Source organism: Hymenobacter seoulensis (assembly GCF_054780535.1).
In genome coordinates this window covers 497197-510384 of the sequence record NZ_BAAGWD010000003.1, presented here as the reverse complement: position 1 = coordinate 510384, position 13188 = coordinate 497197, and the positions used below count along the sequence as shown (strand labels likewise).

10 protein-coding genes are annotated in these 13188 nt (G+C 56.5%); 9 read left to right on the top strand and 1 reads right to left on the bottom strand.

Annotated elements, in window-relative coordinates:
* Window positions 1-164: 164 nt before the first annotated feature.
* The 9 genes from argS to ACYVHC_RS15790 all read left to right on the top strand — a co-directional run bounded on the left by argS (window position 165) and on the right by ACYVHC_RS15790 (window position 11353).
* On the top strand, window positions 165-1958 hold the full coding sequence (gene argS / locus ACYVHC_RS15830; RefSeq protein ID WP_460614753.1) for an arginine--tRNA ligase: 1794 nt from the start codon (window positions 165-167) through the stop codon (window positions 1956-1958).
* Window positions 1959-2093: 135 nt separating this feature from the next.
* On the top strand, window positions 2094-2675 hold the full coding sequence (locus ACYVHC_RS15825; protein ID WP_460614752.1) for an LOG family protein: 582 nt from the start codon (window positions 2094-2096) through the stop codon (window positions 2673-2675).
* 336 nt (window positions 2676-3011) lie between these two features.
* Window positions 3012-3599 carry a glutathione peroxidase gene (locus ACYVHC_RS15820; protein ID WP_460614751.1) on the top strand — a complete coding sequence of 196 codons (588 nt, stop codon included), beginning with the start codon at window positions 3012-3014 and terminating at the stop codon, window positions 3597-3599.
* 134 nt (window positions 3600-3733) lie between these two features.
* Window positions 3734-4405, top strand: a complete 672-nt coding sequence (locus tag ACYVHC_RS15815; protein WP_460614750.1) for an HAD family hydrolase — start codon at window positions 3734-3736, stop codon at window positions 4403-4405.
* 144 nt (window positions 4406-4549) lie between these two features.
* Window positions 4550-5485 carry a 1,4-dihydroxy-2-naphthoate polyprenyltransferase gene (locus tag ACYVHC_RS15810; RefSeq protein ID WP_460614749.1) on the top strand — a complete coding sequence of 312 codons (936 nt, stop codon included), beginning with the start codon at window positions 4550-4552 and terminating at the stop codon, window positions 5483-5485.
* A gap of 259 nt (window positions 5486-5744) precedes the next feature.
* On the top strand, window positions 5745-6071 hold the full coding sequence (locus tag ACYVHC_RS15805) for a hypothetical protein (RefSeq protein ID WP_460614748.1): 327 nt from the start codon (window positions 5745-5747) through the stop codon (window positions 6069-6071).
* Window positions 6072-6180: 109 nt separating this feature from the next.
* Window positions 6181-7092, top strand: a complete 912-nt coding sequence (locus ACYVHC_RS15800) for an NAD(P)/FAD-dependent oxidoreductase (protein ID WP_460614747.1) — start codon at window positions 6181-6183, stop codon at window positions 7090-7092.
* A 332-nt stretch (window positions 7093-7424) separates the two neighbouring features.
* Complete coding sequence (locus tag ACYVHC_RS15795; RefSeq protein ID WP_460614746.1) at window positions 7425-10349, top strand: family 43 glycosylhydrolase; 2925 nt, start codon at window positions 7425-7427, stop codon at window positions 10347-10349.
* A 254-nt stretch (window positions 10350-10603) separates the two neighbouring features.
* Window positions 10604-11353, top strand: a complete 750-nt coding sequence (locus tag ACYVHC_RS15790; protein WP_460614745.1) for a DUF4349 domain-containing protein — start codon at window positions 10604-10606, stop codon at window positions 11351-11353.
* Window positions 11354-11424: 71 nt separating this feature from the next.
* On the opposite strand, the gene ACYVHC_RS15785 is transcribed toward ACYVHC_RS15790, so the two are convergent.
* Complete coding sequence (locus tag ACYVHC_RS15785; protein WP_460614775.1) at window positions 11425-13068, bottom strand: DEAD/DEAH box helicase; 1644 nt, start codon at window positions 13066-13068, stop codon at window positions 11425-11427.
* Between the last annotated feature and the right edge of the window lie 120 nt (window positions 13069-13188).

Sequence of the window (13188 nt, the reverse complement as noted above, 5' to 3'; positions counted from 1 at the left end):
GACGACTCTAGCGTAAGCTAGGGCAACGCCCGTGCCGCATCTGCTACCTAGGGTAGCGCATGGCAAACAGGCTAGCCCGTAGTTTACGCTGCATCCGTTTTTCGCTCCATAACTATTCATCTTCCGGAAGTCCTGCTGGGCTTCTTTTAAGCGTTTCGCTTTCTGTGCAACAACTAGAACAAACCCTCAAGGCGGCCCTGGGCGCCGCCATCAAACATGTATTCGACGTCGAGGTAGCCTCGCCTCAGCTCACGTTGCAGCCTACGCGCAAGGAGTTTGCGGGGCAGTTTACGCTCGTTACGTTTCCGTTCACCAAAACCCTAGGCAAAGGCCCCGAGCAAATTGGGCAGGCCGTAGGGGAGTGGCTGGTGGCCAATGAGCCGCTGGTAGCCGGCTACAACGTGGTGAAGGGCTTCCTGAACCTGGAAATTGCCGACAGCGCCTGGCTGGAGGTGTTTGAGCAGCTGCGCCAGACGCCGGCCGGCACGCCCGTGGAAACCGGCGGCCCTCAGAATGTGGTGGTGGAATATTCTTCGCCCAACACCAACAAGCCCCTGCACCTGGGCCACCTGCGCAACAACTTCCTAGGGTACTCGGTGGCCGAAATCCTGAAAGCAACTGGCGCTACCGTTACCAAGGCTAACCTCGTCAACGACCGGGGTATTCACATCTGTAAGTCGATGCTGGCCTACCAGCAGTACGGCCACGGCGAAACGCCCCAGAGCGCGGGCATCAAAGGCGACCACCTGGCGGGCAAATACTACGTGCTGTTTGAAAAGCACTACCGCGAGCAGGTAAAGCAGCTCGAAGCCGAAGGCGTACTGCCCGATGTAGCCAAGCGCCAGGCCCCCATGATGCTGGAAGCGCAGGATATGCTCCGCGCCTGGGAAGCCAACGATGAAGAGGTAGTAAACCTTTGGAAGCAGATGAACGGCTGGGTGTACGAAGGCTTCGATGCCACCTACCAGAACATCGGCGTCGATTTCGATAAGTATTACTACGAGTCGGGGACGTATTTGCTGGGCAAGGAGCGGGTAGAGGAAGGCCTGCAGAAGGGCGTGTTCTTCAAGAAAGAAGACGGCTCAGTGTGGGTTGACCTCAAGGAAGAAGGCCTCGACGAAAAGCTCCTGCTCCGCGCCGACGGCACCAGCGTGTACATCACCCAGGACTTGGGCACGGCCGAGCTGAAGTTCCAGGACTTCCACTACGACCTCTCGGTGTACGTTATTGCCGACGAGCAGAACTACCACATGCAGGTGCTGAAGGCGGTGCTCAAAAAGCTGGGCAAGTCCTACGCCGATGCCATCTATCACCTCAGCTACGGCATGGTTGATCTGCCCTCGGGCAAGATGAAAAGCCGCGAAGGCACCGTAGTGGACGCCGACGAACTGGTACGCGAAGTAGTGGAAGCCGCCAAAGCTGCTACCCTCGAAAAAGGCAAAACTGAAGGCCTCACTGATGAGCAAGCCGCGGAGCTGTACCACATGCTGGGCCTAGGCGCCCTAAAGTATTACCTACTGAAAGTGGACCCCAAGAAGCGGATGCTCTTCAACCCCGAAGAATCGGTGAGCCTGGAAGGCCATACCGGACCGTTCATTCAGTACTCGCATGCTCGTATTTCGGCCATTCGTCGGAAAGCGGCGGAGCTAGGTATCAGCGAAACCGCTGCGCTTACTAGCCTCACGGCGCTGCACAACACCGAGCGTGAGCTGGTGCAGGAGTTGGCGCGCTACCCCGAGGTAGTAACCGAAGCCGCCCGGACCCACTCGCCGGCCATTGTAGCGCAATACGCCTACGACCTGGCCAAAGCTTACAACCGGGTGTACACCGAGGTAGAAATCTTCCGCGAAGCTGACCCAACCAAAAAAGCGTTCCGGGTGGCGCTTTCAGCGCAAACCGCGCAAGCCATTAAAACCAGCATGGGCTTGCTGGGCATTCAGGTGCCGGAGCGGATGTAAGCTGCCGCATGAGCTACTTGCTCGCGCGACAGTCCCTAGTCGAATTTCACAGCAGCAATGCCACAAAATGGCGTTGCTGCTGTTTTTTCTTTTGTCATCAAATCAGGCGCAAAACCGAGTTTTGCGCAGCAGCTTATGAAAAGTGTAGCCGTGTATTGCGGTGCCAGCAGCGGCACCAACGAACAATTTACCCAACAAGCCCAGGCCATGGGCCAGGCGCTGGCTGAGCGGAACTTTACGCTGGTGTACGGCGGCGGCCGCGTGGGCCTGATGGGCGCCATTGCCGACAGCGTACTACAGCATGGCGGCAATGCCATTGGCGTCATCCCTGACTTTCTGGCTGATAAGGAGCTAGCCCATACCGGCCTCACGCAACTGCACATTGTGAAAAGCATGCACGAGCGCAAGCTGATGATGGCCGACCTCGCGGAAGGGTTCGTGGCCATGCCCGGCGGCTATGGTACCCTAGAGGAGCTGTTTGAGGTGCTCACCTGGGGCCAGCTCGGTCTGCACCGCAAGCCCATTGGCGTGCTCAACGTAGAGGGCTACTACAACCACCTGCTCCGCGCCCTCGACCATATGGCCGACGAAGGCCTGCTGCGCCGCGAAAACCGCAACCAACTCCTGAGCAACCCCAACCCCCATGGCCTGCTCGATGAGATGCTGGCGTACCAGCCCATTGCTCTGGAAAAGTGGCTGACCCCGCGCACCACCTAGGTCGAACCTAGTAAAAAGTAACTATCCTGCTGTTCTTGCCGAAGCATCTCTACCGTGAGTAAGCAAAGGAGTTAGACAGCGGTAGAGATGCTTCGACTAGGCTCAGCATGACGGTTTCTTTGGCAACGTCAGCCGAGCGAGATGCTTCGTCACATGCTCTGCAGGACAGTCAGGAAAATCAAAACAACTTTTCAGATTATAGCCTACGCCACATCTGCCTGTTGCCTAGCGGAAGCACCACGTTTACTAGGTAGCATAGTGGGTCAAAGCCATCCGGCCAGAACATTGCGTATACGCCGTGGTTTGTCTCTGACATTTCCCTCAACCTCTTCCCACATGAAAGCTTTTGTTCTGCTGAGTGCGCTGGCTGCTGCCGGTTTCTCCTGCAACTTCACTTCATCCTCTTCTACTCCCGCCATGACCACCGAAACGACTGCTCCCACCGCCGCCGGCACCGTATACGACTTCACCGTGAAAAGCATTGACGGCAAAGACGTGAAACTGAGCCAGTACAAAGGCAAAAAGCTGCTCATCGTGAACACGGCCTCGGAGTGCGGCTACACCCCGCAGTACAAAGAGCTAGAGGAACTCTACCAGAAGCACGGCGACAAAGTGACGGTGCTGGGCTTCCCGGCCAATAACTTCGGTGGGCAGGAGCCCGGCACCGAAGCCCAGATTGCCGCGTTCTGCGAGAAAAACTACGGCGTGACGTTTCCGCTGTTTTCCAAAGTATCGGTGAAGGGCGATGACACAGCGCCGCTCTACAAGTTCTTGGCAGATAAGGCAAAAAACGGTGCGGTAGGAGATGCGCCGAGCTGGAACTTCTGCAAATACTTGGTAGATGAGCAGGGCCATGTGGTAGCCTTTTACCCTTCCAAAGTAAAGCCCATGAGCGAGGAGTTGGTAACGGCTATTCTGCGCTAGGTAAGGACCTCAGGATAGGCGGCGGCCTGTGCTTTCTGTGCTGCCTAGGGCTAGCAGAAAGCACAGGCCGTTTTTTTGTGCCCCGGCGCGCAACAGGTTTTTCTACCTTCGCCCCGAATTCACCACGCATCTGCATGATACGCACTGTTATTTTTGATATGGATGGGGTTATCGTTGACACCGAGCCCGTGCACCGCTATGCCTACTACCGGCATTTCGAGGAGCTAGGCATTTCGGTTTCCGATGCGGAATACGCCGAGTTTACCGGCCGCTCCACCAAAAATGTCTATCAGCATCTAAAAGAAAAGCACAGCCTCACACCTCAGGTAGAAAGCCTGGTAATGAGCAAGCGAGAGTTTTTCAATAGGGCCTTTGATGAAAAACCCGATCTAGAGCTGCTCGGTGGGGTAGGAGCGCTGATTGAAAACCTGCACCAACATGGCGTGCAGCTTATTCTGGCGTCCTCGGCTTCCAAATCGACCATCGACCGGGTGATGAACCGCTTTCAGTTGGGTTCTTTCTTTTCGCATCTGGTCAGCGGCGAAGATTTTCCCAAGTCCAAACCCGATCCGGCCATTTTTGTGCACGCGGCCTCGCTCTCCACTGCTCCTAATGCGGAGTGCTTGGTTATTGAAGATTCCTCGAACGGTGTGACGGCCGCCAAAGCTGCTGGGCTGTATTGCATTGGGTACAACAGCGAGCATTCACCTATGCAGGACCTCAGCCACGCTGATTTGGTAGTAGGGCACTTTTCGGAGCTCACTGCCGCCCAAATCGCCGCCATTGATACGCAAGCCAGCAGCTAGACCACGGGTGCTTCTGGCTGTAGTTGATGCCTAGCAAAGCTAGCCGAGCTTCGGCTCGTTTACTAGGCAGCCCTCGCGCCCAAACCGCCGATGCGGGCGGGTTCGCTCACCCGCATCGAATAAATTTTACTTTAGTTTACCCCTATGGCATCTTCTTCCGCTGGCCCTGCTACCCCTCCCAGTACGGCTAAAGCCTGGCTTTCGGCGTTTCGGCCCCGTACGTTGCCGCTGGCGTTGGCTAGTATTATGGCTGGTGGTTTTTTGGCGGCCAGCACGGGCCATTTCCGGGCTTCAGTGGTGGGCTTAGCGGCCCTTACCACCATTCTGCTCCAGATTCTGAGCAACCTTGCCAACGACTACGGCGACTCTCAGAATGGCGCCGACAGTGTGCACCGCGAAGGGCCCCAGCGGGCTGTGCAGAGCGGCGCTATCTCGCCTCAGCAAATGAAAAAGGGCATGCTGGTATTTGGCGCGTTGTCGTTGCTGAGCGGACTGTTGCTGCTCTGGGTAGCCCTAGGCACCGCCGGCGCCTGGATCTTTGCCTCGTTTTTTGTGCTAGGCTTGTGCGCCATCTGGGCCGCCATTAACTACACGGCTGGTTCCAACCCGTATGGCTACGCCGGGCTAGGGGATATGTCGGTGTTCATCTTCTTTGGGATAGTAGGCGTGTGCGGAACGTACTTTCTGCAGGCGCGCACGTTGCCTATTGTAATGCTACTGCCTGCCGCCGCCCTCGGCTGTTTTGCCACGGCAGTGCTCAACGTGAATAATATCCGCGACATCCGCTCGGATAAGCTGGCTGGTAAAATTACTATTCCGGTGCGGCTGGGCGCTGTGAAGGCCCGGCGCTACCACTGGCTGCTCCTGATCTGGGGCTTTGGCTGCGCGGTGCTGTTTGTGGCCTTCACCTATCATTCGCCCTGGCAGTGGCTGTTTCTGCTCTCGGCCCCGCTGCTTGTGCGCAACGCCACCCAGGTGTGGCAACGCCAGGAGTCCATGCAACTCGACCCCTTACTGAAGCAAATGGCCCTGACCACTTTGGTGTTCACGCTGCTTTTTGGGCTAGGGCAGGTACTGTAACACGATGGGATTTTGGATAAGCTATATGAGGAGGATCAATCCGGCGATCCTGCCACTTGTGGTACTGGCAATAATTAGCCTATATACCATATACTCAGTTTTATTCAAGTCTATAATTATAGAAGCCACTCCATTCTATGCCGGGCTGGTTCTGTTGCTCATCGCTTTCGGGTTATTTCAAATCAAAAGCCGATATTTCAAGTACGTAGTGCTAGTGCTACTGCTCCTGTGGCTGGTACGGGTAATCAACTACCTACCAATGAAATTGTATGTAAGTGTTAATCGTAATGAGACCAGCATATCAATACAACCGGTCGCTTTACTGTTTTTGCTAGCTTACTATTTGCTCTACCAAAGACGTGTGAATAAGTGGCTGCTAAGCTTAGTGGCCTTAGATCCAAATTCAGAGAAAGCGAAACAGGCTAGGCGTCAGGAAATTGATAAGTTTAAAACAACGTTTCGCAACTATCCGGTTGAAAAGCTGGAGCTCATTGTGGCCGAAAGAAAGCTTGTAGGTAATGCTGTCATAGCGGCAAAAGAGTTGCTGATAGAGCGTACTGCAGCCCTGAGCAACCCTACTACTTAGTAGGAACCAGTTTTACAAGCAGCCTTGGAAACCGGGAAACCCAGCTTAGGCTGGGTTTTTCGTGCGAATGAGTATGTTTGCAACGTTGTTGCATATAATATAAATCGTCATGAATCAGGTTGATGTAGTGATTGTAGGAGGGAGCTATGCTGGGTTAAGTGCTGCCCTACTGCTCGGGCGCTCCATGCGGCAGGTGCTGGTGCTGGACAATAACCAACCCTGCAACCGCCAAACGCCGCATTCGCACGGCTTTCTCACGCGCGACGGAGAAACGCCCGCCACCCTGGCGGCCATTGCACGCGAGCAGCTAGCACACTACCCCACCGTATGCCTGCAAACCGATACAGTAGTGCAGGCCAGGGCCGAGCTAGGGGGCTTTCAGGTAGAAACCGCCAGCGGCTTAGTGGTGAAGACAAGGAAGTTGCTGCTGGCTACGGGGGTAGTAGATGAGTTGCCCGCTATTCCGGGGCTAGCGGCGTGTTGGGGCATTTCGGTGCTACACTGTCCGTATTGCCACGGGTATGAGGTACGAGGGCAACGGCTGGGGTTGCTGGCCAATGACGAAACGGCCATCGAGTTGGTAACGCTGATCCGAAATTGGAGCCGCCACTTGACTTTGTTTACTAACGGACCTGCCGCCTTTACGCCTGATGTGCAACAGGTGTTGGCCAGGTATCAAGTGTCCGTAGTAGAAACCCCAATAGCAGCAATAGCGCATGCAGCTGGCTACTTGCAAGAACTTCGTACGGCCGATGGACAGCACCATGAAATAGATGCGTTGTTTGCTCGCTTTCCTACGCACTTGGCTAGTAATCTGGCCGTGTCACTAGGCTGCGTTCTAACCGAAACCGGGCACATCGAAGTATCGGAGTTCGGTCAGACGAGTGTGCCAGGAGTATTTGCCGCTGGCGACGCCACTACTCCCATGCGGCAAGTGGCTAATAGCGTTGCTGGTGGTGCAAAAGCCGGTGCCTTTATCAATCGGGAACTGATTATGGAGGGGAGTTACGCGGAAATATAAGGGGAGGTACCGGAGCCGTATATAGGGGGCTTCAGCTATTGCTAGCTGAAGCCCCTTTTGGTTAGACACCTAATAAAGCAGAGCCGTAGCGCTGTGCAGAAATATTTTGTAGCAAAAAGAAAGATTAGTTTGTCTGTTTCCGATGCAAGTCAGTACCTTTTAGTGCCTTTAGCACTATCCGTGGTTCGTGTTAAACGCGCAAGTGTCCCCAGCACATTGTTTAATCCCATCATCACCTCTTTCCTGTTCTAGTATACACAATCGATTGTGATGCATCGTAATGATATCTGCACAATCGATTGTGTGTGACCTTTCTTAAATCCCACCATTTTATGAAACACACAGTACTCATTCGATTTTGGCCCAACCAGATACATCAGGCATTGGCCCGGCTTGTGTTGTTTACGCTAGTGCTATGCGGCTCTCTAGCGCCGGTTTATGCCCTCGACGGTGCCATTGGCTCGCACGATCCATCTACCATCACCAAAGACGGCAACAAATATTGGATGTTCACTACCGGAGCGGGCATCTACGCGGCTTACTCAACCGATATGTTTCATTGGGAGCCGGGACCCAAAACGGTTTTCCCTATCGGCACGTGGCCTTCCTGGATTAACCAGGCAGTGCCCGGCTTCGATGGTACGTTTTGGGCCCCCGATCTGACGTACATGAACGGGAAGTACTACCTCTACTATTCCTGCTCTGCCTTCGGCTCGCCCCGCTCAGCTATTGGAGTGGCTACTAGCCCTACGCTCGACCAAAACTCCCCCAACTACAAGTGGACGGACCTAGGCATGGTGGTTTCATCCGCCACTCAAACCGACATCAATGCCATCGACCCGGCGCTCCTGAAGGACGATGATGGCAAAGTGTACATGACCTACGGCTCGTTTTCGGGCGGTATTGGTATTGTTGAACTCGACCCTGCCACCGGCCTGCGGAAAGCGGCTGCTCCTATAGTGCACGTAGCCGGCGGCAACCGAGCCTCGTGGGAGGCGCCTTACCTCTTTAAAGAGGGCAACTACTATTACATGGTAGTTAACCGTGGCGCCTGCTGCCAAGGTGTGAACAGCACGTATTTCCTCGTAATGGGCCGCTCAACTAACATCAACGGTCCGTATATAGACAAGGCCGGTGTAGACTTGCGTAGTGGTGGCGGTACGCGCATTTTGTCGAGCTCCGGCAAATACGTAGGCCCTGGGCACTTTGGTCTGTTGCGGGAAAACGGCGCCAACTTCGTTTCGTTGCACTATTACGACCGCAACGACAATGGCAACCCCAAGCTGGATATTGCCAATATGGGCATCAGCACCACGGATGGCTGGCCCTTTGTGACCCGCGACTGGGTAGCCGCCGGGCGCTACAGCATTACCAACCAAAACAGCGGCCTCTCGTGGGATGCCTGGGGCTGCACCGGCGCGGCGGGCCAAGCCATTGCCCAAGGTCAGTACAACAACATGACGTGCCAACAGTGGGACTTCACCCCCCTCGGCGATGGTACCTATAAGATTACGAATGCGCAGGGAGGGTTGGCCGCCGATGTTATCAACTGCAACCCCGGCAATGGTACCAAGCTGCACCTCTGGCCCTACCTCAACAACAACTGTCAGAAGTTCAAGATTGAGCGCACGGCTGACGGGGCTTACTTACTGACTTCCCTGACGGGAAACCGGGTAATTGAGGTGCCCGCAGCTTCTACCACGCCCGGTACGCAACTGGCTTTGTGGGACCAGAACGGCTTTTTGTGTCAGCGCTGGTACATCAACCGCACCAGCACCGCCACGGCTAAGGCTACGGTGGTAGCACCGGCCAGCGGGCAGGCCGGAGTGAACCCCGAAAACGTAACGATGCAGTGGTCGGGCTCGGCTCCTAGCTACAACCTGCTGCTCGGCACTTCGCCTCATGACTTGCGTGTACAGGCTACTTCGCTTACGGCAACTTCCTTTACAATTCCTGGCACCAGTGCCTTGGGGCAGTATTACTGGCGCGTTGATAGCAACACGAACGGAGTAGTGGCCCTAGGTGACCTGTGGTCGTATACCGTGGAAGACAAAGTGCCGCCCGTTGCCCTGGCCCGCGACCTCACCGTGCTACTCGATGCCCAAGGCCACACCACTATTACAGCTGCCGACCTCGATAACGGCAGCAATGATGCCTACGGAATAGCCTCCGTGAAAGCCAGCCAAACCACTTTCGACTGCACAAACCTAGGGGCCAATACGGTAGTGCTGACCGTGACGGACAACAACGGCAATACGGCCACGGCGCAAGCAACCGTAACGGTAAAAGATGAACAGGGGCCAACCGCCATTGCGCAGAATATCTCGGTTACGTTAGTGCAGGGCCGGGCCACCATTACGGCGGCCAGCATCAATAATGGCTCCTCTGATAACTGCGGTATTCATGCCATGATCGTGTCACCGAGCACCTTCACCTGCGACAACCTGGGCGATAATACCGTAACGCTAACGGTGCGCGATGCCAGCGGCAACGAGGCCAAGGCAACAGCGGTAGTGCACGTAGAAGGGGCACTGGCCTCGGCCGCCATTACCGCAACACCCGAGAACACGGTGTACACGGGCGGTGTGCCCACTACCTTGTATCTGGGCTATGGTCCGCAGCGCCTTACGCTCACGGCCACCGGCGGCACCAGCTACCAGTGGAGCCCGGTGGCCGGCCTAAGTAGCACCACGGCTGCTAGCCCCGTTTTCACGGCCACCACTCCCGGCACGTTCCAGCTTGAAGTAACCGCTACCAACGAATACGGCTGCACTGCTACCGCCCGCCTTACACTAACGGTGCTGGAAGCTCGTTGCGGCAACAAAAACGACAAGGTGCTGCTCTGCCACAATGGGCAAGAGCTGTGCGTTGATGCCAGCGCCGTAGACAGCCACTTAAGAAGCCCCGACCACCACGATAACCTAGGAAGCTGCGCCGCCGTGGCTGCCCGCTCTACTGCTCAGAGTGCAAACTTGGCTGCCAACAAAACGGTGCTCGAGCCCGAGTTTGGCGCGTTCCCGAACCCATTCACCACCAGCACCACTATTCGCTTCCAGTCGGCCACAACAGCTCCGGCTCAAGTGCAGGTCTACAATTTCCTGGGCCAGCTAGTTGCTACGCTGTATGATGGCTCAGCCGAGCGGGGCCGCGAGTATTCGCTCACGTTGGATGGTGCCAAGCTAGCTAGCGGCATCTACACCTGCCAGTTGCGACTTGCTGGCAAAGTACATATCCAACGCCTAGTGATGGTGAAGTAACCTTGCTAGAGCTTTTGCCCATAAACACCTCCTTTACGCTGTAAGGGAGGTGTTTTGCTTTAGATGCCTATGCTGGAAAGCACGCTCGCACACTTCCAGCAAACGGCAGACCTAGTATCACTAGAAAAAACAGGTCGTTGCAACTGTCCAGAATGCGCTTGAGTCATAGCACTTAGCCTATATTCAACGCGCAAAAGAAAGCGGGTTAGTTTCGCTGTAGTCCTGACACTATCCCAAGCTGACGCAAGCGAGAAATGAATTACTACCGATATGTATTGCTACCAGGTAGCAGCAGGCGCGTCCTGAAGGGAATAATATTGCTAGGGTGGCTAACGAGCTGTACCGCCTCAGCTCCACATGCTTCCGCATCCGGTTCTCTCTCCGAAGTAGTAGTAACAGGTGCCGCCAAAAGCTCCCCCAACTCCACTGCTGCCGAGCTGCCGGAGCAACAGGCGCCGCAACCCGCAGCCCCAAGGCGCATGGTGTACGATGCCGACGTGCGCCTGCGGGTAACGCGCCCCGATACCGCCCAGGCCCGCGTAAGGCGCTTGGTAGTGCGGGAGCAAGGCTACCTGGTCCAGACCAGTGAAGAACGGATGCAGCTGCGGGTGCCGGCTGAGCGGTTGCCGGTGGTATTGCAGGCCCTGCCCGGCATTGGGAAAGTGGAAAGCCAGAACCTGCGCGGGCAAGATGTGACGGAGGAATACACCGACTATCAAATCCGACTTGAGAATGCGCAAAAGGCTCGGCAGCGCTACCTCGAGTTGTTAGCGAAAGCGGCCAACGTTACGGAGGCCGTGGCCGTGGAAAAAGAGCTGCAACGACTCAACACCGAAATAGACCAGTTTACCGGGCAGTTGCAGCGGCTGCAGCACCTAACCAGCTACGCTACCCTAACCATCGAGTTGCGGCCCAAAACCCGGCTAGGGCCTTTAGGCTACGTAGCAGTAGGCGTGTACAAAGCCGTGCGTTGGTTATTCATTTGGGGAAAGAGCGACGCTTAAAATTCTCCCAGTCATCTAATGAAAAAGCCCCCGCTACTTCCGCAGCGGGGGCTTTTTTGTGTGGTTTTCGCTTACTCAGCGCTAGGTGCTACCGGGCTCGAAACCGTAGCGTCGGAAGGGGCAGTGCCGCCTTCCGGGCGTGGGCCGCGGCCGTTGCGGTTGCGGCCACCCCGCTTGCGGCGGCGCTGCCCTTCGGCCTTTTCGCCTTCCGCGCGGGGCTCTGTGCCTGCCTCACCTTCGGAGCGGGGCGCACGGGGTTCGCGGGGCGGGCGGGCTTCACCTTCCGGGCGCGGGGCGCGGGGCTCACGGCGCGGGCGGCTTTCACTGCCTTCTGCGCCCGCCTCGCGAGCGGGGCGCTGATAGGGCTGGGCTGGCGCCTGGCCCGAATCTAGTGCTGCCAGTGCGGCCTGGGCTTTGGCAATTCGCTCCTGCTGCTGGGCATCGGGCTTGCCGTCGCCACGGTCGGGGCGCGGGCCTTTGCCGTCGCGGGGGCCGCCAGAGCGTCCGCCGCCTTCGCTGCGTGGGCCACGGTCGCGGCCACCACTACCGCCGCCGGAGCGGCTGCCACCACGCTCAGGGCGGCCGCCCACTTTGCCGCGCAGGCCACTGAAGCGCTTGGGGTCAAACTCCGGGGCCTCGCCAATGCCTAGCTCTTCGGTAATGTTCTTCTTCTCAATTTCGCGCTCAATCAGCTTCTCAATCTTCACCACGCGGTCCTGGTCCTGGTCCGAAATGAAGGTGATGGCTGTGCCTTTGGTAGCGGCGCGGGCCGTGCGGCCAATGCGGTGAACGTAGTCTTCGGCAGCACGCGGAATATCGTAGTTTACCACGTGGCTCAACGAGTCGATGTCGATGCCGCGGCTCAGTACGTCGGTGGCTACCAGAATGGGGAATTGCTTGTTTTTGAAGGCCCGCATGATTTCCTCACGCTCCTCCTGGGTGCGGTCGGAGCTGATACCGCGGGCCTCAATGCCAAGCTTGTTGATAGCCCGCACGATACCTCCCACAGCTGCTTTCTGGCTCGTAAACAGCACCATGCTCTGCACATCCTGCGTTTTGATGATGTGCTCGAGCAAGTAAATCTTCTGGCGGTCGAAGGCCAGGTAGAACTGCTGGTCGATGCCGGCTGCGGGCTTCGAAACGGCCAGCCGGATTTCCTCGGGCTGATTCAGGATCTGCTGCGAAAACTCCCGGATTTTGTTGGGCATGGTGGCCGAGAACAGCAGCGTCTGGCGCTGCTTGGGCAACTGGCGCACAATGTTCATGATGTCATCGGAGAAACCCATGTCCATCATCTTGTCGGCCTCGTCGAGCACTAGGTACTTCAGGTCCTCGAACTTCACGTAGCCCATTTGCATGTGGGCAATAAGGCGGCCGGGCGTGGCAATGATGATGTCGGCGCCGGAGGTGAGGGCGCGCTTTTGCTGCTCCCAGCCTTCGCTTTTGCCGCCGCCATAAATGGCAATGGAGCTAGCTTCTACAAAGTAGCCGAAGCCGGTGACCTGCTCATCAATCTGGGTGGCCAGCTCACGGGTAGGCACCAGCACCAGGGTAGAGGTGGTGCCGTGCTTGGCGTGCGAAATCTTATCCAGGAGCGGCAACAGGTAGGCGGCCGTTTTGCCAGTGCCGGTTTGAGCGCAGGCAATCAGGTCTTTGCCTTCAAGTATTTTAGGAATGGCTTGCTCCTGAATGGGGGTAGCGTTCTGGTAGTTCATGGCGTCCACGCCGGCCAGTAGGTCGTCGTGGAGGTTGAATTCGTGAAATGTCAAGGCGCAGCTTGTTTAAAATGATTGATGGCTGACCTTGCTTTCTGGTCAGCGAACCGCTGTATTGTA

Coding starts and splice junctions, on each gene's coding strand:
- ACYVHC_RS15795 (WP_460614746.1), top strand. CDS start 7,425: ATGAAACACACAGTACTCATTCGATTTTGGCCCAACCAGATACATCAG.
- ACYVHC_RS15805 (WP_460614748.1), top strand. CDS start 5,745: ATGAAATTGTATGTAAGTGTTAATCGTAATGAGACCAGCATATCAATA.
- ACYVHC_RS15825 (WP_460614752.1), top strand. CDS start 2,094: ATGAAAAGTGTAGCCGTGTATTGCGGTGCCAGCAGCGGCACCAACGAA.
- ACYVHC_RS15820 (WP_460614751.1), top strand. CDS start 3,012: ATGAAAGCTTTTGTTCTGCTGAGTGCGCTGGCTGCTGCCGGTTTCTCC.
- ACYVHC_RS15815 (WP_460614750.1), top strand. CDS start 3,734: ATGATACGCACTGTTATTTTTGATATGGATGGGGTTATCGTTGACACC.
- ACYVHC_RS15790 (WP_460614745.1), top strand. CDS start 10,604: ATGAATTACTACCGATATGTATTGCTACCAGGTAGCAGCAGGCGCGTC.
- ACYVHC_RS15785 (WP_460614775.1), bottom strand. CDS start 13,068: ATGAACTACCAGAACGCTACCCCCATTCAGGAGCAAGCCATTCCTAAA.
- ACYVHC_RS15810 (WP_460614749.1), top strand. CDS start 4,550: ATGGCATCTTCTTCCGCTGGCCCTGCTACCCCTCCCAGTACGGCTAAA.
- ACYVHC_RS15800 (WP_460614747.1), top strand. CDS start 6,181: ATGAATCAGGTTGATGTAGTGATTGTAGGAGGGAGCTATGCTGGGTTA.